At 67.0% G+C, this 20563-nt stretch carries 22 protein-coding genes; 12 read left to right on the forward strand and 10 right to left on the reverse strand.

Annotated features, from left to right (window positions below):
* The first annotated feature begins 10 nt into the window (after positions 1-10).
* Positions 11-463 (forward strand): GNAT family N-acetyltransferase, encoded by a 453-nt coding sequence (locus tag AB4879_RS06380; RefSeq protein ID WP_370506904.1) that lies wholly within the window; start codon positions 11-13, stop codon positions 461-463.
* Between the two features lies 1 nt (position 464).
* Here AB4879_RS06380 and AB4879_RS06385 read toward each other — a convergent pair whose 3' ends face one another.
* A complete protein-coding gene (locus AB4879_RS06385) occupies positions 465-902 on the reverse strand; it encodes a hypothetical protein (RefSeq protein ID WP_233209241.1) in 438 nt (145 codons plus the stop codon).
* A gap of 205 nt (positions 903-1107) precedes the next feature.
* Here AB4879_RS06385 and urtA point away from each other — a divergent pair, with 205 nt between their 5' ends.
* From urtA to AB4879_RS06420, 7 genes are all read left to right on the forward strand, one after another.
* Positions 1108-2370 (forward strand): urea ABC transporter substrate-binding protein, encoded by a 1263-nt coding sequence (gene urtA, locus AB4879_RS06390; RefSeq protein ID WP_370506905.1) that lies wholly within the window; start codon positions 1108-1110, stop codon positions 2368-2370.
* A 35-nt stretch (positions 2371-2405) separates the two neighbouring features.
* The gene (urtB, locus tag AB4879_RS06395; protein ID WP_370506906.1) at positions 2406-3290 is read left to right on the forward strand and encodes an urea ABC transporter permease subunit UrtB; all 885 of its coding nucleotides are present in this window, start codon (positions 2406-2408) and stop codon (positions 3288-3290) included.
* The gene (gene urtC, locus AB4879_RS06400; RefSeq protein ID WP_370506907.1) at positions 3287-4393 is read left to right on the forward strand and encodes an urea ABC transporter permease subunit UrtC; all 1107 of its coding nucleotides are present in this window, start codon (positions 3287-3289) and stop codon (positions 4391-4393) included. Before urtB ends, urtC begins: the two co-directional genes overlap by 4 nt.
* The gene (gene urtD, locus AB4879_RS06405; protein WP_370506908.1) at positions 4390-5190 is read left to right on the forward strand and encodes an urea ABC transporter ATP-binding protein UrtD; all 801 of its coding nucleotides are present in this window, start codon (positions 4390-4392) and stop codon (positions 5188-5190) included. The genes urtC and urtD overlap by 4 nt, the downstream gene beginning before the upstream one ends.
* Complete coding sequence (urtE, locus tag AB4879_RS06410; RefSeq protein ID WP_370506909.1) at positions 5190-5882, forward strand: urea ABC transporter ATP-binding subunit UrtE; 693 nt, start codon at positions 5190-5192, stop codon at positions 5880-5882. The genes urtD and urtE overlap by 1 nt, the downstream gene beginning before the upstream one ends.
* A gap of 64 nt (positions 5883-5946) precedes the next feature.
* Complete coding sequence (locus AB4879_RS06415) at positions 5947-7026, forward strand: catalase family peroxidase (protein ID WP_370506910.1); 1080 nt, start codon at positions 5947-5949, stop codon at positions 7024-7026.
* On the forward strand, positions 7023-7577 hold the full coding sequence (locus AB4879_RS06420; protein WP_370506911.1) for a cytochrome b: 555 nt from the start codon (positions 7023-7025) through the stop codon (positions 7575-7577). The genes AB4879_RS06415 and AB4879_RS06420 overlap by 4 nt, the downstream gene beginning before the upstream one ends.
* 43 nt (positions 7578-7620) lie before the next feature.
* Here the strand turns inward: AB4879_RS06420 and AB4879_RS06425 are convergent, their stop codons facing one another.
* A complete protein-coding gene (locus tag AB4879_RS06425) occupies positions 7621-8064 on the reverse strand; it encodes a hypothetical protein (RefSeq protein WP_370506912.1) in 444 nt (147 codons plus the stop codon).
* 241 nt (positions 8065-8305) lie between these two features.
* On the opposite strand from AB4879_RS06425, the gene AB4879_RS06430 reads away from it, so the two are divergent.
* Complete coding sequence (locus AB4879_RS06430) at positions 8306-8608, forward strand: DUF732 domain-containing protein (RefSeq protein WP_163789227.1); 303 nt, start codon at positions 8306-8308, stop codon at positions 8606-8608.
* A 33-nt stretch (positions 8609-8641) separates the two neighbouring features.
* Here AB4879_RS06430 and hisS read toward each other — a convergent pair whose 3' ends face one another.
* On the reverse strand, positions 8642-9901 hold the full coding sequence (gene hisS / locus AB4879_RS06435; protein ID WP_370506913.1) for a histidine--tRNA ligase: 1260 nt from the start codon (positions 9899-9901) through the stop codon (positions 8642-8644).
* On the reverse strand, positions 9898-10566 hold the full coding sequence (locus AB4879_RS06440) for an MBL fold metallo-hydrolase (protein WP_370506935.1): 669 nt from the start codon (positions 10564-10566) through the stop codon (positions 9898-9900). Before AB4879_RS06440 ends, hisS begins: the two co-directional genes overlap by 4 nt.
* Positions 10567-10672: 106 nt before the next feature.
* On the opposite strand from AB4879_RS06440, the gene AB4879_RS06445 reads away from it, so the two are divergent.
* Both AB4879_RS06445 and AB4879_RS06450 read left to right on the forward strand, forming a co-directional pair.
* Positions 10673-11563, forward strand: coding sequence for a peptidylprolyl isomerase (locus AB4879_RS06445; protein WP_370506914.1), 891 nt, complete (start codon positions 10673-10675; stop codon positions 11561-11563).
* 32 nt (positions 11564-11595) lie between these two features.
* Positions 11596-12582 carry a peptidylprolyl isomerase gene (locus tag AB4879_RS06450; RefSeq protein ID WP_370506915.1) on the forward strand — a complete coding sequence of 329 codons (987 nt, stop codon included), beginning with the start codon at positions 11596-11598 and terminating at the stop codon, positions 12580-12582.
* Positions 12583-12591: 9 nt separating this feature from the next.
* On the opposite strand, the gene AB4879_RS06455 is transcribed toward AB4879_RS06450, so the two are convergent.
* Positions 12592-12831 carry a hypothetical protein gene (locus AB4879_RS06455; protein WP_370506916.1) on the reverse strand — a complete coding sequence of 80 codons (240 nt, stop codon included), beginning with the start codon at positions 12829-12831 and terminating at the stop codon, positions 12592-12594.
* A gap of 128 nt (positions 12832-12959) precedes the next feature.
* On the opposite strand from AB4879_RS06455, the gene AB4879_RS06460 reads away from it, so the two are divergent.
* Positions 12960-13235 carry a hypothetical protein gene (locus AB4879_RS06460; RefSeq protein ID WP_370506917.1) on the forward strand — a complete coding sequence of 92 codons (276 nt, stop codon included), beginning with the start codon at positions 12960-12962 and terminating at the stop codon, positions 13233-13235.
* Between the two features lie 16 nt (positions 13236-13251).
* On the opposite strand, the gene AB4879_RS06465 is transcribed toward AB4879_RS06460, so the two are convergent.
* From AB4879_RS06465 to secD, 5 genes are all read right to left on the reverse strand, one after another.
* The gene (locus AB4879_RS06465) at positions 13252-15603 is read right to left on the reverse strand and encodes a bifunctional (p)ppGpp synthetase/guanosine-3',5'-bis(diphosphate) 3'-pyrophosphohydrolase (RefSeq protein ID WP_102806726.1); all 2352 of its coding nucleotides are present in this window, start codon (positions 15601-15603) and stop codon (positions 13252-13254) included.
* A gap of 118 nt (positions 15604-15721) precedes the next feature.
* A complete protein-coding gene (locus AB4879_RS06470) occupies positions 15722-16237 on the reverse strand; it encodes an adenine phosphoribosyltransferase (RefSeq protein ID WP_370506936.1) in 516 nt (171 codons plus the stop codon).
* A 44-nt stretch (positions 16238-16281) separates the two neighbouring features.
* Positions 16282-17943, reverse strand: coding sequence for an ABC transporter substrate-binding protein (locus tag AB4879_RS06475; protein WP_370506918.1), 1662 nt, complete (start codon positions 17941-17943; stop codon positions 16282-16284).
* A 6-nt stretch (positions 17944-17949) separates the two neighbouring features.
* Positions 17950-19221: a protein translocase subunit SecF gene (gene secF, locus AB4879_RS06480; protein ID WP_102806722.1), complete on the reverse strand. Its 1272-nt coding sequence runs from the start codon at positions 19219-19221 to the stop codon at positions 17950-17952.
* Between the two features lie 5 nt (positions 19222-19226).
* On the reverse strand, positions 19227-20563 hold a 1337-nt coding region (gene secD / locus AB4879_RS06485; RefSeq protein ID WP_370506919.1), incomplete at its 5' end, for a protein translocase subunit SecD.

Consider the following 20563-nt stretch of genomic DNA (forward strand, 5'->3'; position numbering starts at 1 on the left):
CGGTGGCTGAGTGGCCGAACCGTCGTTACGCCGGGCGATACCGTCCGATGCCGCGTCCATCGCTGAGCTCGCCGAACGGGCATATGAGAAGTACGTCGAGCGCATCGGCCGTCGGCCGGCGCCAATGGACGCCGACTACGCCGCACTCATCAGCGACGCCACCGTGTGGGTGCTGACCGACGCCGACCAGCTGGCCGGCAGCCTGGTCACCTGTGTGCTGGACGACCACCTGCTGCTGGAATCCATCGCTGTGGCGCCACAGGCCCAGGGCCGTGGATACGGGGCGGTGCTACTGCGCCGCGCCGAGGATGACGCCCGCGCGGCCGGCCTGACCGAGGTCAGGCTCTACACCAATGCCGCGATGACGGAGAACATCGCGATGTATCCGCGTTTCGGTTACGTGGAAACCCACCGCGCCGGCCAGGACGGCTTTCGGCGGGTCTTCTTCAGCAAGCGCCTGTGAGCTAGGACGTCCACTTGGCCAGGTAGCACTGCGGGCTGTAGGGCGCGTCCTGGGCGACGGCGATCTGGCCGTCGATGGACACCTCGCAGTGCGCGTTCGGGGCGCCCTGCCCGCCGTGCGTAGTGCTCGACACCTGCAGGAATGCCCACTGCGGGTCATCGAGGGTGGTCTGGAAGACCCACGGCGCGTCCGGCGACACCGTGATGGTCTCGCGCTTCATGAACGCGGTCGAGTCCGTGTTGAAAGCGTCCTTGCTGGGCGGCTGCGCCGTCAGATAGCTGATCGTGAAGTCGTACGTACCGCCGGTCGCAAGCGTGTAGGTCACCTGATGTCCGGGCGCCGGCTCAGCGCTCGACGTGGCGTGCGTGGCTGCAACACCGGCGGCCGCCAGGACCAGCGCCGCCCCGACTCTTGCTGTCACATTTCGCATATCGGCCATATCGACCACGCTACCGACATCGTTACCCGTGTCGGCCTGCCGCGGCATCCAGCGAATGACTAGCAGGTTAACAAGTTCGTCACACACAGATATGTCACAGAAACTTAATGGTCCTAACGTCCGGGTCGACACCAACCGTGGGTTCGGGGGCCAGCAGGTCTGTCGGCGCCCCAATGCTTGTCTTTCCCAACATGAAAGGGCATTTATGCATCTCCGGCGCTCCGCATTGAATCGATCGTTCTTGGCGGCGACAGGCGTGGCGGTGACGGCAGGCCTGATCCTGTCCGGCTGCGGCAGCAAGGCCACCGACACCGACACAGCAAAGTCGGATTCATGCGTTGACACGTCCGGGCCCACTATCAAGGTGGGTTCGCTGAACTCGCTGTCGGGCACGATGGCCATCTCCGAGGTCACGGTGCGTGACTCGATCAAGCTCGCGGTCGACGAGATCAACGCCAAGGGCGGAGTGCTGGGCAAGCAGGTCCAGATCGTCGGTGAAGACGGGGCGTCCGACCCCGCGGTGTTCGCGCAGAAGGCCGAGAAGCTGATCAAGAACGACTGCGTAGCCGCGGTGTTCGGCGGCTGGACCTCCTCGAGCCGCAAGGCCATGTTGCCGGTCTTCGAGAGCAACAACGCGCTGCTCTACTACCCCGTGCAGTACGAGGGCCTGGAGTCGTCGAAGAACATCTTCTACACCGGCGCCACCACCAACCAGCAGATCGTCCCTGCGCTCGACTTCCTCAAGGAAAAGGGCATCACCTCGCTCTACCTGGTGGGTAGCGACTACGTGTTCCCGCAGACCGCGAACCGCATCATCAAGGCGTACGCCGCGGCCAACGGCATCGAGATCAAGGGCGAGGACTACACCCCGCTCGGCTCGACGGATTTCTCCACGATCGTGAACAAGGTTCGCTCGTCGAATGCCGGTGCGGTGTTCAACACCCTCAACGGCGACTCCAATGTGGCGTTCTTCAAGGAGTACACCAACGCCGGACTCACGCCGCAGAAGATGCCGGTGGTCTCGGTGTCGATCGCCGAGGAGGAAGTCCAGGGCATCGGCGCGCAGAACATCGCCGGGCAGCTGACCGCGTGGAACTATTACGAGACCCTGGACAACCCGGTGAACAAGGCGTTCGTCAAGGCGTTCAAGGACAAGTACGGCCAGAACCGGGTGACCTCGGATCCGATGGAGGCCGCCTACGTTTCGGTCTACTTGTGGAAGAACACCGTTGAGAAGGGGAAGTCGTTCGACGTCAAGGCGATTCAGGACAACTGCGCCGGCGTGACGTTCGACGCCCCGGAGGGTCTGGTCACCATCGATGGCGAGAACCATCACATCACCAAGACCGCACGGATCGGCGAGATCCATCCCGACGGGCTGATCTACACGATCTGGGAATCCCCCGGCCCGATCACTCCCGATCCGTACCTGAAGTCCTACCCCTGGGCCAAGGGCCTGTCGGGTTAGCCGAGGCGAGCGGAGCGACGGGAAGCTAAGACAGTATGGAAGTCCTTGTCGGACAGCTGGCGACGGGATTGAGCCTCGGCTCGATCCTGTTGCTGGCCGCACTGGGGCTGTCGCTGACGTTCGGCCAGATGGGCGTCATCAACATGGCGCACGGCGAATTCATCATGGTCGGCTGTTACACAGCTTTTGTGGTGCAGAAGGTGATCTCGAATGCCGGGGCATCACTGCTGTTTTCGCTGATCGTCGGATTCGTGGTCGGCGGCCTGCTCGGGGTGCTCCTGGAAGTCACGCTGATCCAGCGGATGTACGACCGTCCGCTGGACACCTTGCTGGTGACATTCGGCGTCGGGCTGATTTTGCAGCAGGCGGCGCGCAGCATCTTCGGCGCGCCCGCGGTGAACGTCACCGCACCGGCATGGCTGTCCGGCGGCGTGGAGGTCCTCGGCGCGGTGGTGCCCAAGACCCGCATCTTCATCCTGGTTCTTGCGGTGGTCTGTGTCGCCGTGCTGGCCGCGGTGCTCAAGCTCAGCCCGATGGGCCGCCGCATCCGGGCTGTCGTACAGAACCGCGATCTGGCTGAGACAAGCGGCATTTCCAGCCGCCGAACCGATATCACCACGTTCTTCATCGGGTCGGGCTTGGCCAGCGTGGCCGGCGTCGCGCTGACGCTCATCGGGTCGACGAGTTCGACCATCGGCCAGAGCTATCTGATCGACGCCTTCCTGGTGGTTGTCGTCGGCGGACTCGGCCAGATCAAGGGCACGGTGATCGCCGCGTTCGCACTCGGCCTGATGAACTCGTTCATCGAGTACAGCACCACCGCGTCGCTGGCCAAGGTCATCGTGTTCGTGGTCATCGTGATCTTCCTGCAGGCGCGCCCGCAAGGCCTGTTCACCGTGCGGACAAGGAGTTTGGTATGAGGACCCTTGTCGGCAGGTGGCAGACCTGGGCGGGCTTCGCGGTCGCGGCCGTCATTCTGTTCGGCGTCGCACCGGCGATGCTCACCAGCTTCCGGCTGGGCCTGCTGGGCCAGTACCTGTGCTACGCGATCGTGGCCGCCGGCATCGGGTTGGCCTGGGGCCGCGGCGGAATGCTCACGCTGGGGCAGGGTGTGTTCTTCGGCCTCGGTGCCTACATGATGGGTATGCATCTCAAGATCGCCGACGCCGAGATCCGTAAACAGCCGGTGCCGGACTTCATGCAGATCGCAGGAATCCCTGCGCTGCCGTCGTATTGGGAACCGTTCTCGTCTGCCGCCTTCACCATGGCGGCGATCGTGGTGATCCCGACCGGCATCGCCGCGCTGCTCGGACTCGGCGTCTTCAAGCGCCGGGTCAAGGGCGCCTACTTCGCGATCCTGTCCCAGGCGCTGGCCGCGGCATTGGCGATCCTGCTCGTCGGACAGGCCACCCTGGGTGGCAGCAACGGGCTCAACGGCTTCCGGACGTTCTTCGGGTTCCGGCTCTCCGACCCGGTGAACCGGCAGATGCTGTACTTCATCGCCGCCGGCACGCTGCTGGTGGTGGTGGCGGTGGTGCGCCAGCTGATGCAGAGCCGCTACGGCGAACTCCTGGTCGCGGTACGTGACGGCGAGGAACGGGTCCGCTTCCTCGGCTACGACCCGGCCACCATCAAAGTCGTCGCCTACACCGCGGCCGCGCTGTTCACCAGCGTCGCCGGTGCCCTGTTCGCGCCGATCATCGGATTCATCACGCCCGCTCAGGTCGGCGTCGTGCCGTCCATCGCATTCCTGATCGGCGTCGCGATCGGCGGGCGCACCACGCTGCTCGGACCGATCCTCGGCGCCATCGGTGTGGCCTGGGCGCAAACCGCCTTCTCCGAACGGTTCCCGTCCGGATGGACCTACGCACAGGGACTGCTGTTCATCGTCGTCGTCGGCTTCTTCCCCGCCGGCCTGGCCGGAGTCGGAGCGCTGCTGCGCCGGCGCCGCCGCACCCCGGGCGCCCCGTCCGCGGGCGACGCCCAACACGCGGAAGCCGAGACCGTAGGAGCGGCAACATGACCGAACTCGCCGAACCGGTGGCCGGCGGCAATGTCGGCATGGGGACCGAATACCTCGAAGTGCGCGGTCTCACTGTCGACTTCGACGGGTTCAAGGCGGTCAACGACGTCGATCTCACCCTGTTCCAAGGCGACCTGAGATTCTTGATCGGCCCCAACGGGGCAGGCAAGACCACCGTCATAGACGCGATCACCGGCCTGGTGCCGGCCACCGGGTCGATCAACAAGTCGGGCGTGGATCTGCTGGGCAAGAAGGTCCATCAGATCGCCCGACGCGGGGTCGGACGAACCTTCCAAACTGCCAGCGTGTTCGAGCAGCTGACCGTGCTGCAGAACCTCGACATCGCCGCGGGTGCCGACCGGTCGTGGTGGACACTGCTGCGCAGGCGGCACGGAGTACTGCCCGCCATCGAGGAGGCGCTGGAGACCATCGGTCTGTCGGATCTGGCCGACCGGCCCGCCGGCGTGCTAGCCCACGGACAGAAGCAGTGGCTGGAGATCGGCATGCTCCTGGTGCAGAACGCCGACGTGCTGCTGCTCGACGAACCCGTCGCCGGAATGAGCGGTGAGGAACGCGAGGAAACCGGAAACCTGTTGCGGCGCATCGGGTCCTCGCGCACCGTCGTGGTCGTCGAGCACGACATGGACTTCATGCGGGCATTCGCGACATCGGTGACGGTGCTGGCCCGCGGCCAGGTGATTGCCGAAGGGTCGGTCACCGAGGTGCAGGCCAACCCGAAGGTGCAAGAGGTCTACCTGGGCACCGCCGCGGCCGGAGACTTGGAGGCTAGCGAATAGTGTTGCAGCTCATCGATGTCCGGACCGGATACGGACGCTCTCAGGTCATCCACTCCGTCAGCATCGAGGTGCCGTCCGACGGCGTGGCCGCCGTGATGGGCCACAACGGGGCAGGCAAGACGACGTTGCTTCGCGCGGCGGTCGGCCTCCTGAAATGCAGCGCGGGCCAGGTGCTGCTGAACGGCGAGGACGTGACCAAACTGCGTCCCAACGCCCGAGTGGCCCGCGGACTGGCCTATGTGCCGCAAGGCCAGCAGTCCTTCGGTCAGCTGACCACCGCCGAAAACCTTCAGGTCGTCGCCGACGGCCGCAAAGGAGGGAAGCAGCTGATCGACGAACAGCTCGACCTGTTCCCCGCGCTCAAGGAATTGCTGACCCGCCGCGCCGGTCTGCTCTCCGGCGGCCAGCGCCAGCAGCTGGCGATCGCACGGGCGTTGATCACCAGCCCGAAGATCCTCATCCTCGACGAACCCACCGAGGGCATTCAGCCGTCGGTGGTCGCCGAGATCGAGGCGGCGATCACCGCGCTCACCCGCCGCGGCGACCTCGGCGTGCTGCTGGTCGAACAGCACATCGGTTTCGCGCTGGAATCGGCTCAGCGGTACTACATCCTGGAGGCCGGGCGGGTGACGTCCAACGGCACCGGCGGGTCGGCGTCGGAGTCCGACGTCCGCGCGGCGATGGCGATCTAGACTTCAGGTCGTGAGCTGCGTCACGACAGTGAACCGATCCCTGCTACGGCGCGTCCCAGGTTAAGTGACCAACCGTCCACGCTGGGGAGTGAACACCGCCGTCAACCGCCGATCGGTTCTCGTCGGGCTCGGGGCCGTCGGCGCGTTCTTGGCCGTCGACCTCGGCGCGGTCGCCTACGCCAACAAGTGGATCGGGTCCGAGTCCCCCCGTAAAACGTTCCTCGACGGGTTCCTCAGCGTCTACGGACGCCACCTCGGGTTCCGCAAGAACCACGCCAAAGGCGTCGTCGTCACCGGGTATTTCGAGAGCAACGGCAACGGCACACAGCTCAGCCGCGCCACCGTTTTCCGACAGGGACAGGTGCCCGTCGTCGGCCGGTTCTCCCTCGCCGGCGGTGACCCCCACGTCGCCGACACCCCAGGCGCTGCCCGCGGCCTGGGGCTGGCATTCGGGTTTCCCGATAGCGGGCAGTGGCGCACGGCGATGCTGAACGTGCCGGTGTTCCCGGACAATTCCGCGCGCGGGTTTTATGACCGGTTGCTCGCATCCAAGGTCGTCCCCGGTACCAAGCAGCCCGACCCCGCCGCGATGAAAGCGTTCCTGACAGCTCACCCGGAGACCGCGGCCGCCATGGCGATCATCAAGGCCCACCCGCCGTCGGCCGGCTTCGGTGACAGCACCTTTCGCGGCCTGAACACTTTCTATTTCGTCAACGATGCAGGCGTCCGATCGGCGGTGCGGTGGTCGCTCATACCGCAGCAGGGCGCACCCGCACCACGATCCGGCGACGCCAACGGATTGTTCGACGCGGTGGTGCGCCAGCTGCGCGACGGGCCGCTGCGATGGCGTCTACTCGTCACCGTCGCCGAGCCGGGCGACCCGCTGACCGACCCCACCCTGCCGTGGCCCGACGACCGGCGCAGCATCGAGGTGGGCACGCTCACCCTCACCTCGGCGGCGACCGAGGCGCCGGGCAACGCCCGCGACATCAACTTCGATCCGCTGGTCTTGCCGGACGGTATCGAACCGTCCGAGGATCCCCTGCTGTCCGCCCGCAGCGATGTCTATGCGGCGTCCTACCGCCAGCGCACCGGCGAACCGACGTCGCCGTCGGCGGTTCAGGTGAACGAGGTCGGCGCATGACGGCGGTCGAGCGGTACCCGGTCCGCACCCGAATCCTGCACTGGCTCACCGCCGCCCTGGTGTTCGCCGCACTGCTCATCGGGTTCGTGATGGTCAATTCGCTGGGCGGCTACGGCGCTCTGGTGGGTGTGCACGTGACGCTCGGGGCGCTCATCCTGATCGTCGTGGCGTTCCGGGCGGCCAACCGTTTCACCCACCGCACCCCGCCGCTGCCGGCCACCGTGGGGTCCGTCGAGCAGCTGCTGGTCGTCGGCTCCGAAATCGGGCTGTACATCCTGCTTCTGGCTCAGCCGCTGGTGGGGTGGGCGATGGTGTCGGCAAGCGGACGACCGGTGGTGCTGTTCGGTTTCGTGCCGCTGCCGCGGATCGCGCCGTTCGACGCCGACTTGTTCTTCCTGCTGCGCCAGACCCACTCCGTCCTCGCCTACCTGCTGGTGGCCGCGATTGCCGCGCACGTCTCGGCGGTGCTGTTGCACACGCTCACGCTGCGCGACCGGATGCTGAGCCGGATGACCTTCGGAAGTCGGCGCGAGGCGACGGAACCGGATTGAACCGACTCGGCGACAACGGATTTCGTACGTCGACTATCGTAGGTCAGCCGGCATCGAGTAGACGCGTGCCGTCGGACGACAACGGCACCACGGCGCCGAGTCGGCCGAACAAATCGATCGCTGACTGAACCGTCTGATCGGCGAAGGGGCCGAATTCGCCATCTGTCGCGCGATATCGTCGCTCGGCGACCACACCGACCAATCGGGGGTCGGAGGACGGGAACACCGTGGCGGTGGCGCAAGTGCCGGCTCCGTTCCATTGCTGCACCAACGCCGCGACCCCGGCCCGGTGATCGGCCGGGTAATAGCGTTCGGCGGTGATGGTGATCTGAACCGCGGAACCGCTCGGCTGCAAGTGCACATGAAGGCGGCCATGGTAGGCGTTCACGAAAAAGAAAACCTCATCGTCGTGGTGACCGCAGAAATGCCGCAATTGGCGGCTGTTCACGTAGCCCTCGATGACCTCGGCGCCGATCACGGTGTTCATGACTGTCCAACGGACCGCGCAGACGACACGGTTCCCGAATCAGCCAAGGTTGCGCCAAGAATCTGGTGAGAATTGGTTAAATGGGGGGCGTACGGCCCACAACTTGAATTCATTGTTTGAATAGCCGAGTTTTCGGCTTTTATTGCCATGCCGGAAATTCTTGTCCTTTTCCTGCATATGTGCTGGCAACGTAGTAACTTCTGCCGCAGCAGTAACTCCGATGCACACAAGGGACATGACAATGATCAAAGGTTTGTTGACGGCGGCTGCTGCCGCCGGGGCTATCGCGCTGGCCGGCGCGCCGTCTGCCTGGGCGATCACCAACGCCGAGGCCGACTACATCAAGGATCTGACCAGCGCCGGTATCGCCGGCGACCAGGCGGCGCTGATCGCCGATGGTCACACCATCTGCTCGGCGCTCGCGCAGGGTGCAGACCCGAACGAGCTGTCGCAGACCTACTTCAAGAACTCAGGTCAAATCAGCCACGCCCAGGCGGATGCGGCGATCAACTTCGCCAAGACCGATCTGTGCCCTGCGGGCTGACAACGTACGAACCGAGAGCGCGGCTGGCCTGTTCTAGGCCAGCCGCGTAATCACTTCTGCGGCAAGCGAGTCGACCGGGATATCAACCTGCGTGCCGGTGGCGAGATCTTTGACGCCCACGGTGCCGGCCTCGATGTCCCGGTCGCCTGCCACCACGGCGATGCGCGCGCCTGAGCGATCAGCCGCACGCATCGCCCCCTTGAGGCCGCGGTCGCCGTACGCCAAGTCGACGCGCACCCCCTCGGCGCGCAGAGCCGCCGCCAGCGTCGCCACCACCAACTTCGCCTGCTCACCCAGCGGCACCCCGAAAACGTCGCAGCGGCTTGGGTTTCCGACCGTCTTGCCTTCGGCCCGCAACGCCAGAACGGTCCGGTCGACGCCGAGGCCGAACCCGATACCCGACAGGTCCTGGCCACCGAGCTGACGCATCAACCCGTCATACCGGCCGCCGCCGCCGATACCCGATTGCGCTCCGAGGCCGTCGTGCACGAACTCGAATGTGGTCTTGGTGTAGTAGTCCAGGCCCCGCACCATCCGCGGATTGACCACGTACCGCACGCCGAGTGCATCGAGATGCGCCAGCACGGTATCGAAGTGCTGCTTGGCCCCATCGGAAAGGTGGTCGAGCATCACCGGCGCGTCGGCGGTCGCCTCCCGCATCGCGGGCCGCTTGTCGTCGAGCACCCGCAGCGGGTTGATCTCCGCCCGGCGCCGGGTGTCTTCGTCCAGGTCGAGCGTGAACAGAAACTCCTGCAACAACTCCCGGTATTGCGGCCGGCAGGTGTCGTCACCCAGCGAGGTGATCTCGAGGCGGAAGCCGTCCAGTCCCAATGACCGGAAACCGGCGTCGGCGACGGCGATCACCTCGGCGTCCAGCGCCGGGTCGTCGACGCCGATGGCCTCGACCCCGACCTGCTGCAGCTGCCGGTATCGACCGGCCTGCGGGCGCTCGTAGCGGAAGAACGGGCCCGCGTAGCAGAGCTTGACCGGAAGGGCGCCCCGGTCCAGACCATGCTCGATGACCGCGCGCATCACTCCCGCGGTGCCCTCGGGGCGCAGCGTCACCGACCTCTCGCCGCGGTCGGCGAAGGTGTACATCTCCTTGGACACCACATCGGTGGATTCGCCCACCCCGCGGGCGAACAGCGCCGTGTCTTCGAAGATCGGCAGCTCGACGTCGCCGTAGCCGGCCAGCCGGGCGGTCCGCAGCAGACCATCACGGACCGCGACGAACTCGGCGGACTCGGGCGGCAGGTAGTCAGGGACACCCTTGGGCGCCTGGAATTCGCTCACGTCAAACCTTCGAGAAAGGGGTTGGTACGGCGTTCGAGGCCGATGGTGGTGGATTCACCGTGGCCCGGTAATACCAGGGTGTCGTCGTCGAGCACCAACAGTTTGTCGACGATCGAGCTCAGGAGATCCCTCCCGCTGCCACCCGGCAGGTCGGTGCGGCCGACAGTTTCTTTGAACAAGGTGTCACCGGTGAACGCCATCGGGTCGCGTCCGGAAGCCCGATCGACCCTGAACACCACCGACCCCTTGGTGTGGCCGGGCGTGTGATCGACGGTCACCGTGATGCCGCCGAGGTCGATCTTGTCCCCGTCGCGGTCCAGCTCGACGACCTGTCTGGGCTCGCGGAACAACGCGCCCAGCGCGATCTGGCCGATGCGCGGCCCGAATCCGCGGATCGGATCGGAGAGCATGAATCGATCCTCGGGGTGGATGTACACCGGGCAGCCGAAGGTGTCACCCACCTTCTGCGCCGACCAGATGTGGTCGATGTGCCCGTGGGTGAGCAGGACTGCGGCCGGGGTCAGCCGGTTCTCGTCGAGAATGCGGCGCAGGGTCGCAAAAGCTCGCTGCCCCGGGTCGACGACGATCGCGTCCGCCCCGGCGCGTGGGGCCAGCACGTAGCAATTGCATGCCAACATGCCCGCCGGGAACCCGGTGAGTAACACGTTGTCCAGTTTCCCACCCCTGTTGGCGAGGGTCGTGGCCGGTGTCTTCAGCATCAACTGGCACACTCGGTGCCGACTCACCCGATCTCAACGGAGGATCATCACGGTGCCCACCAACGAACAGCGACGTGCGACGGCCAAGCGCAAGCTCGAGCGGCAGCTGGAGCGCCGCGCTCAACAGGAGAAGCGCCAGCGGTTGTTTGTCGTGATCGGCGGCGTGGTCGCGATCGCCGTGGCCGCAGCCCTGATCGCCACGTTCGTGCTTACCAACAAGGACGGCAAGGACACCAAGACCGCGTCGGGTGCCACCAGCACCGCCCCTGTCGCGACCGACGCGCCGTCCACATCTCCCCCGGCCACCGGCGGTCTGCCGCCGTTCAAGGCCGCCGCGAACCTGGGCGCCAACTGCCAGTACCCGGCCACGTCCGAGCCCGCCGCCAAGAAGGTCGACGCACCCCACAGCGGCAAGGTTCCCACCAGCCCGGCGACGGTGACCGCCAGCATGAGCACCAACCAGGGCAACCTGGGCCTGGTGCTGGACAACGCGAAGGCGCCGTGCACGGTCAACAGCTTCGCCAGCCTGGCGCAGAAGGGGTACTTCAACGACACCCCCTGCCACCGGCTGACCACCTCGCCGACGCTGTCGGTGCTGCAGTGCGGCGACCCGACCGGCCAGGGCACGGGCGGGCCCGGCTACGAGTTCGCGAACGAATACCCCACCGACCAGTACCCCGCGAATGACCCTGCCCTGCAGCAGCCGGTGACCTATCCGCGCGGCACGCTGGCCATGGCCAACGCCGGCCCGGGCACCAATGGAAGCCAGTTCTTCCTGGTCTACAAGGATTCGCAGTTGCCGCCCAACTACACCGCGTTCGGCACCATCGACGCGACCGGCCTGGCGACGCTGGACAAGATCGCGGCGGCCGGTGTCGCCGGCGGTGGTCAGGACGGCAAGCCGGCAACCGACGTGCGGGTCAAGTCGATCCTGTTGGACTAGCCGACGATGAGCGACGCTTGCCAGGGCACCGCATGAGCCAGCCTCCGCCCTACTACCCGCCGCCGTACGGTCCGCCGTACGGGCCCGGTCCGTATCCCTATCCGGCGCCGAAGCCGACCAACGGGATGGCGATCGCGTCACTGATCTGCGCGTTCCTGTTCGCACCGCTGGGCATCATCTTCGGCCACGTCTCGCTGTCGCAGATCAAGAAGACCGGCGAGGACGGGCGGGGTCTGGCGATCGCCGGGCTGGTGATCAGCTACCTGATGACCGTCGTGAGCATCGTGGTGATCGTCGCCGGGGTGGCGTTCTTCTCGTGGATGGGCCGGGAGCTGGAGAAGAGCGGCGGGGCGGGCATCCCGCGTACCCTCCCGGGTGGCAGCGGAGCGCTCCCGCCGTTCAATCCGCCGGCCACGCTAGGCGCGAACTGCCAGTACCCGGCCACCGCGACCCCGGCCGACAAGCCGGTCAAGCCGCCGGTCGCAGGAAAAGTGTCGACCACGCCGGCGACCGTGGACGCGACCGTGGTCACCAACGCCGGCCCGATCGTCATCCATCTCGACAACGCCAAGGCGCCGTGCACGGTGAACAGCTTCGAAAGTCTGGTCCGGCAGAACTACTTCGACAACACGCCGTGCCACCGGCTGACCCACTTGCCGTCGCTGTCGGTGCTGCAGTGCGGCGACCCGACCGGCCAGGGTACGGGCGGTCCCGGGTACCGGTTCGCCAACGAGTACCCGACGAACCAGTTCCGCCCGTTCGATCCGGCACTGCGACAGGCCGTGAAGTATCCGCGCGGGACCCTGGCCATGGCCAACGCCGGGCCGGACACCAACGGCAGCCAGTTCTTCATCGTCTACCGCGACTCGATGCTGCCGCCGACGTACACGGCGTTCGGCCAGGTCGACAAGACCGGTTGGGGCGTCATCGACGACATCGCCGCCACCGGCATCTCCGGCGGTTCCGACGACGGCAAGCCGGCCAGGCCGGTGACGATCAAGTCGATCCGGCTGAACTGACGCCGGCCGTCAGCCGGGCAGGCCCTGCTCTTCGGTCGGCAGCGGCGCCGGCCCCTTGATCGCGGGGGTCGCAGCGGGAAGCTGGCCCTTGGGCTGATCCGGCGACTGAGTGACCGTGACCCCGGTCGACATCTCCGAGCTGATGAGCGAACCGGGTGTCTGGGGATTGGCCGCTACCGCGGCGAAGGCTCCGAGGGAGACCAACGCACCGGCTCCGATAGTGGCGGACAACACGTGAAAACGCTTCATAGTCAATCTCTTTCCAAGTAAGTCTTGGCACCTGAGAACACGTATGAATACAAGAACGTTGCGGCGCCCGAATATTCCGCCATCCGCGACGAAATAATCTGCGGCGCAGACACGTTGGACACCACGTTATGTCTATTGGTTTGCACAGAACGGTTCGTGTTGTCCTGGGCGCGACCGCCCTCCTATTCGCACCCACCGCGCTGCTCGACACCCCGTCGAGCCAGGCCACGCCCGTCGCGCAGGGCTGCTACGACGGCGTGATCCCGTGGAATCCGTACCTGAAGAGCTGCAGCCTGCCGTCGACTCAGCCGCACGTGCGCGGCGCCGCACCGGATGCCACCGCGATCATCGCCTGCCACGACCATCCCGGGTGCCTGTCCTGGTACGTCAACGGCGGGCCGTAACCGGCCGCTATACCGATCAGGCCGCGCTCGTCACCCGGTACACGTCGTAGACACCCTCGATATTGCGGACCGCGTTGAGCACGTGACCGAGATGCTTGGGATCACCCATCTCGAACGTGAAGCGGCTCACCGCAACTCGATCGTTGGATGTGGTGACCGACGCCGACAGGATGTTCACGCGTTCGTCGGCCAGCACCCTCGTGACATCGGAGAGCAGCCGGTGCCGATCAAGAGCCTCGACCTGAATGGCCACCAGGAACACCGAAGTCGGTGACGGCGCCCAGTTCACCTCGATGATGCGTTCCGACTGCTGTTGCAGCGACGCGGCATTCGTGCAGTCGGTGCGGTGCACGCTGACCCCGCCACCCCGGGTGACGAAGCCCATGATGTTGTCGCCGGGAACCGGAGTGCAGCACTTGGCCAGCTTGGTCAGCACCCCGGTCGCACCGGGCACGGCGACCCCGGTGTCGTCGCTGCTGCGCTGGCGCACCGGCATGGTCGCCGGCGTGGAGCGCTCGGCCAGTTCGTCTTCGGCACTCTCGGCGCCGCCGAGCTGTGCCACCAGCCGCTGCACGACATGCCGCGGCGATACATGACCCTCACCGACCGCGGTGTACAGCGCCGAGACGTCGGCGTAGCGGAGTTCCTGGGCGAGCGCCGACATCGCCTCACCGTTGACCAGTTTCTGCAACGGCAGGCCGCCACGGCGCACCTCGCGTGCGATCGAGTCCTTGCCGGCCTCCAGCGCCTCGTCGCGGCGCTCCTTGGCGAACCACTGCCGGATCTTGGCCTTGGCCCGCGGGGACACCACGAAGCCCTGCCAGTCGCGGGACGGCCCGGCATTGGGCGCCTTGGAGGTGAAAACCTCCACCCGCTCACCGTTTTCGAGCTTGCGTTCCAGCGCCACAAGCCGGCCGTCGACCCGGGCGCCGATGCAGCGGTGGCCGACCTCGGTGTGCACCGCGTACGCGAAGTCCACCGGCGTCGAACCGGCCGGCAGGGTGACCACGTCGCCCTTCGGGGTGAACACAAAGATCTCCTGCACCGCAAGGTCGTACCGCAGCGACTCCAGGAACTCGCCGGGGTCCGCGGCTTCCCGCTGCCAGTCCAGAAGCTGTCGCATCCAGGCCGTCTCGTCGATCTCGGCGGCGCTGTGCGGGTGCGGAACACCGTTGCGGCCCTTGGATTCCTTGTAGCGCCAGTGCGCCGCGATGCCGAACTCCGCGGTGTCGTGCATGTCGCGAGTGCGGATCTGCACCTCCAGCGGCTTGCCTTCCGGTCCGACGACCGTGGTGTGCAGCGACTGGTACACCCCGAAACGGGGTTGGGCGATGTAGTCCTTGAACCGGCCGGGCATCGGCTGCCACAGCGAATGCACAACGCCGACAGCGGCATAACAGTCGCGGATCTCTTCACAGAGGATCCGCACACCGACCAGGTCGTGGATGTCGTCGAAGTCGCGGCCCTTGACGATCATCTTCTGGTAGATCGACCAGTAGTGCTTCGGCCTGCCCTCCACGCTGGCGTTGATCTTCATCCCCGACAGCGCGCTGTTGATCTCGACGCGGACCTTGGCCAGGTAGGTGTCCCGCGACGGTGCGCGGTCGGCGACCAGCCGGACGATCTCCTCGTAACGCTTGGGGTGCAGGATCGCGAACGACAAATCCTCGAGTTCCCACTTGACCGTCGCCATCCCCAGCCGATGGGCAAGGGGGGCAATCACTTCCAGCGTCTCGCGAGCTTTGCGGGCCTGCTTCTCCGGCGGCAGGAACCGCATGGTGCGCATGTTGTGCAGCCGGTCGGCGACCTTGATGACCAACACCCGCGGATCGCGCGCCATCGCGATGATCATCTTGCGGATGGTCTCGCCCTCGGCGGCGGTGCCCAGCGCGACCTTGTCCAGCTTGGTCACCCCGTCCACCAGGTGGGCGACCTCCTCGCCGAAGTCGGCGGTCAGCGCCTCCATGGCGTAACCGGTGTCCTCCACGGTGTCGTGCAGCAGCGCGGCCACCAGCGTGATGGTGTCCATGCCGAGTTCGGCGAGGATGTTCGCGACGGCCAGCGGGTGGGTGATGTAGGGATCGCCGGAGCGGCGCAGCTGATCGGCGTGCTTGGCCTCGGCGACCTCATAGGCGCGCTGCAGGATCGCCAGGTCGGCCTTGGGGTAGAACTCCCGGTGGACGGCCACCAGCGGTTCGAGGACCGGGTTGACGGTGCTGCGCTGCGACGTCATCCGCCGTGCGAGCCGGGCGCGGACCCGCCGCGAGGCGCTGCTGGTGGTTTTGGGAGTTTCGGTCCGCGGCTCGGCGGGCGGGACGTCGGACACCGGCGCCGGCGCGGCGGTCAGCGACGCATTGTCGTCTGCCATGCCGCACCTCCTCGCCACCAGGACCGACTTCGAGGATATCTCCCCGTCCGCGGGAGAGTGGCCGGCGTGCCCAGTGCGGCGAGAACCCCGCGCCCGGCCGCCCGGGACATCAACCGGCTCAGATGGTTTGCAGGCTGGTCACCTGCAGCGGCGCCACCTTCTCGCGCCCGCCGAGGCCGGGCAGTTCCAGCACCACCGCGGCAGCGGACACCTCCGCCCCACTTGCCGCCAGCAGGGAACGCGCCGCGGCCAGGGTTCCCCCGGTGGCGAGCACGTCGTCGATGATGACCACGCGCCGCCCGGCCAGCTCGATCCCGTCGGCCGGGATCTCCAATGTGGCCGTGCCGTATTCGAGCGTGTAGGTCTCGCTGTGCACCGGCGGAGGCAGCTTCCCGCCTTTGCGGACGGCCAGCACGCCGATACCGAGCCGATGGGCGACCGCGCCGCCGAGCAGGAATCCACGGGCATCGATGCCGGCCACCAGATCGGCACCCTCGGCGATCTCGGCCATCGCCGCGGTGATGACGGCCAGACCGTGCCGGTCGGCCAGCACCGGGGTGAGGTCCTTGAATTGGATGCCCGGCTCCGGGAAGTCCGGCACCTCCCGGATGAGTGCCGTGAGGACGTCGGCCACCGCCGAGGCGCTGTGTCGCCGGCCTTCCGGCTCCGAAGAAGACGTCACTTCTCGAACACCCACCTGTCCATGTTCCAGCCCGCGCCCCACTTGGTGGGATTGCCCTCGACGGCGTACATCTTCTTCGATACCAGCATGGTGCGCTGCTGACGGTACAGCGGCAGGGTCGGCATGTCGCCCCACAGAATCGGGGAACTGTCGGCCAGCGACCTGGCCTGTTCCTTCGAATCGGAGGTGATCGCCAGCGCCGAGATGATGCCGTCGATCTGCGGATTGGAGTACCGCGGCAAGTTGTTGCCGTTGCCGGCGAACAGCGTGTAGGCATCCAGCGCCGACGACCCGGTCGAGCCACTGCCGGTCGCGCCGCCGGTGCTGGCCAGCAGGACGTCGAGCTGGCCGTCACGCAGCGCCTGCGGGCCCGCCGACTCCGACGTCGCATCGACGACGGTGATACCGGCCGCCGCGCACGACTTGGTGATCGCGCCGACGGTGGCCGCCAGCCGCGGATTGGGCGCCTGGTAGCCGATCCGCACGGTCAGCGGCTGGCCGCCGAGCGCATCGCGGGCGGCGTCGGGGTTGGCCGCACCGAACTGAGGGCCGATCGCCACCCCTTCGATGCCGCTGAAGGCGTCGTCGGTGGCGGGATTGAGGCGGGCATTCGAAATCGGCGTCTCGGCGTTCAACGCGATCAGGTCGCGCGGGGTGCACAGCGCCACCGCGCGGCGGGCCGGCGTCGCGGCCAAGGGTCCGGCCGGGGCGAAGATCAGCTGCTCGATCCCGCCGGACGGCAGCTCGCGGCGGTCGTAGCCGTCGGGGGTGGTCAGCGTGCCCGACGATCCGGTGGCCACGTCGACCACCTGGAACGTGCCGCTGTTGATGCGGTCTTGTACGTCGACGCCGCGCGGCCACACCGTGATCCGCTTGGTGATCGGCTTGGCGCCCCACCAGCGGTCATTGGCGGTGAGGACCACCGCGCCCTCGGGCAGCACCGCGTCGATCTTGTACGGCCCCGACGACGGAAAGCGCTTGAGGTCGTCGGCGCTCAGGCCGGGCTTGAGATCCCACACCGTGTTCCACGCCTGGGCGATGCGGTCGATGGCGGCAGGGTCGCCGCCCTGGATGGTCCGGGTGACATCGACGCCGAGGACGTCGCCGAGCACGTGCGACGGCATCATCGAGGTGGCGGTGAACAACTGCAGGTAGTCGGTGACGGCGCGGCCCGGAAAGTACGTGACCCGGGCCTTCTTCTGGCCCGGCTGGCAGTCCACGGTGTCGATGTCCAGGTAGCCGGCGCGGCTGGCGGCATCGAACGCCGGGAACCGCCCCGACTGCGCCGCCCACGCCAGCACCATGTCGTCACAGGTCACCGGCTTGCCGTCGGAATACACGGCGTTGTCGGCGATCTGGTAGTCCAGGACCAGGGGATCGCGGCCCACCACCGACACCGACCCGAAGTCGTGATCGGCCAGCACCTGGCCGTCGGGCCCGTGGAAATTGAAACCGGTCAGCACCCGCGCGAAGGCCTGCGGACCCGCCGAGGCCGCCCCGCGCACCGTATTGGTGTTGTAGGTGAGCAGCATGCCGTCGACGGCGTAGTTGATCTGGTCCGCCGGGCTACCCGAACACGACGTCAGGACGCTCGGCGCGAGCACCCCCAGGACGGCGGCCACTGCGACAGCGGCGGCGCGCCTGCGCCTGACTGCCATGGTGCGCTATCGCCCGCGGGGGCTGCGTTTGCCCGTCGGCCGGCCCGGGCGGGCCGGACGGGCACCCGGCGAGGGCTTGTTGCCGACCGCGGGAGTCCCCCCGATGGCCGCCTCGGCCGGGACCGCGCCGGCGGCCTCGTCCAGATCCGCGGCTCCCCCGGTGACGACATCGCCGGCCGTCGCGGACGGCTTGCGGCGGTTGAGCACCCGGCGGGTGTGCGTGCGCACCAGGTCGGTGCGCTCGCGCAGCGTCACCAGCAGCGGGGTCGCGAAAAAGATCGACGAGTAGGTGCCGACGATGACACCGACCAGCTGCACCAGCGCCAGGTCCATCAGCGTGCCGACACCGAGCAGCCACACCGCGACCACGATCAGCGCGACGATCGGTAGCACCGAGATGAGGCTGGTGTTGATCGATCGCATGAAGGTCTGGTTCACCGCGAGGTTGGCCTGTTCGGCGAACGTTCTTCGGGTGGTGTGCTCGAACCCGTGGGTGTTCTCCTCGACCTTGTCGAACACGATGACCGTGTCGTACAGCGAGAAGCCCAGGATTGTGAGCAGACCGATCACCGTCGCCGGCGTGACCTCGAAGCCGACGATCGAGTACACCCCGGCCGTGACGACGAGGTCGAACACCAGCGTCAGCAACGCCGACATCGCCATGTACCGCTCGTAACGGAAGGTGATGTAGATCGCCGCGAGCACCAGGAACACCGCAAGCGCGATCAGCGCCTTCTTGGTGATCTGGTCGCCCCAGGTCTCCGAGACCGCGGAGTCGCTGATCGTCGCCTTGTCGGGCTGACCGTTGCCGGCCTTCGGCTTGAACGCCTCGAACAGCGCGTCGCGAAGCCGCTCGGTCTCCTGGTTGGTCAGCGCCTCCGAGCGAATCTGCACCGTGGCGGAGCTGCCGTTGCCGACCAGCACGACCGATCCCGGCGCCCGGCCCAGCGTCTTGGAGAAGACGTCTTCCACCTGCTGGGTTGTCGCGGTGCCGTTCTGGCCGGCAACCGGCATGCCGACCTTCGTGCCGCCCTCGAAATCGATACCGAAGGTGAAGCCCTTCAGCGCGATGCTTGCGATGCAGGCCAGGACGATCAGCCCGCTGACCGCATACCAGAGCTTGCGTTTACCGATGACCTCGAAGGCACCCGTGCCGGTGTAGAGGCGGACGAAGAAGCCGTGCTTGGGCGCGCCGGCGCCGGCCGCTTCCAGGTCGGGTGCTTCGACGGCGGTGGATGCCGTGTCTTCTGCAGTGTCCGCTGCGGTGTCTTTGGCCATGGGAGTTACCTCCGTCCCGTCGCAGTGGCGGCGGCTCGCCGTTCTCGGGCGATCTGCTGCACCGCGCCGAGACCGTTGAACGCCGGTTTGGCCATCGTCGTCGACTTCGACGCCAGGAACACCAGCGGCCAGGTCACCAGGAACACCACGACGACGTCGAGAATCGTCGTCAAGCCGAGGGTGAAGGCGAAGCCCTTCACCTGACCGACGGCCAGGAAGTACAGCACCGCGGCGGCCAGGAAGGTGACCGCGTTGCCGGACAGAATCGTCTTACGGGCGCGCGCCCAACCGCGCGGCACTGCCGAGCGGAACGAACGCCCTTCTCGGATCTCGTCCTTGATGCGTTCGAAGAACACCACGAACGAGTCGGCGGTCGTGCCGATACCGATGATCAGACCGGCGATACCGGCCAGGTCGAGGGTGTAGTTGATGTATCTGCCGAGCAGCACCAGGATGCCGAACACCATGGCGCCGGAGGCGACGAGCGACAGCGCCGTCAACAGTCCCAGCACCCGGTAGTAGAGCAGCGAGTACAGCAGCACCAGCCCCAGTCCGATCGCGCCCGCGATCAGGCCGGCCCGAAGCGACGCCAATCCCAGGGTCGCCGAGACGGTTTCGGCCTCCGAGGACTCGAAGGACAACGGCAGTGATCCGTATTTCAGGACGTTGGCCAGTTGTTTGGCGGTGTCGGCGGTGAACGGCGGGTTGCCGCCGCTGATTTGGGTCCGCCCGCCGGGGATCGCCTCGCGGATCTGCGGGGCGCTGACCACCTGGGAGTCCAGGGTGAATGCCGTCTGGGTGCCGATGTTGGCGGCGGTGAAGTCCGCCCACGTCGTGGACGCCTTGTCCTTGAACTCGACGTTGACGACATAGGCACCGCTCTGCTGGTCGAAGCCCGAGGACGCGTCCTTGATCTCGTCGCCGCTGATGATCGACTTGTCCAGCACATAGATGTACTTGTGGTCCTGCGAGCACGCGACCAGCGGCAGGTTCGGGTCGTCGTTACCGGCCAGGATGTCCGGCTCGTCGCACTTGCCCGCCATGTACTGCACCGCGATCAGCAGCAGGTTCTGGTTGGTGCTCTGCCGCAGTTGCTTCTCGAAGCTGATGCGCGCCGCGAGGTCCTTGCGGGGGTCCGGCGGGGCCGGTGCCGCGGGCGGGGCCGGTTGCCCGGGAGCGGGTGGAGCCGGGACCGCCGTCGGCGGCTGGCTGGGCGCAGGCGCGGGTGGTGCGGGGGTGGGTGACGGTGCCGGCTCTTGCGGGTAGGGGCGCGGTTGCGGGGCCGGCGCGGGTGCCGCCGGCGGTGGGGCGGCCGGCTCACCGGCCGCGGGTGCCGGTGCGC

Source organism: Mycobacterium sp. SA01 (assembly GCF_041287105.1).
Taxonomy (GTDB): domain Bacteria; phylum Actinomycetota; class Actinomycetes; order Mycobacteriales; family Mycobacteriaceae; genus Mycobacterium.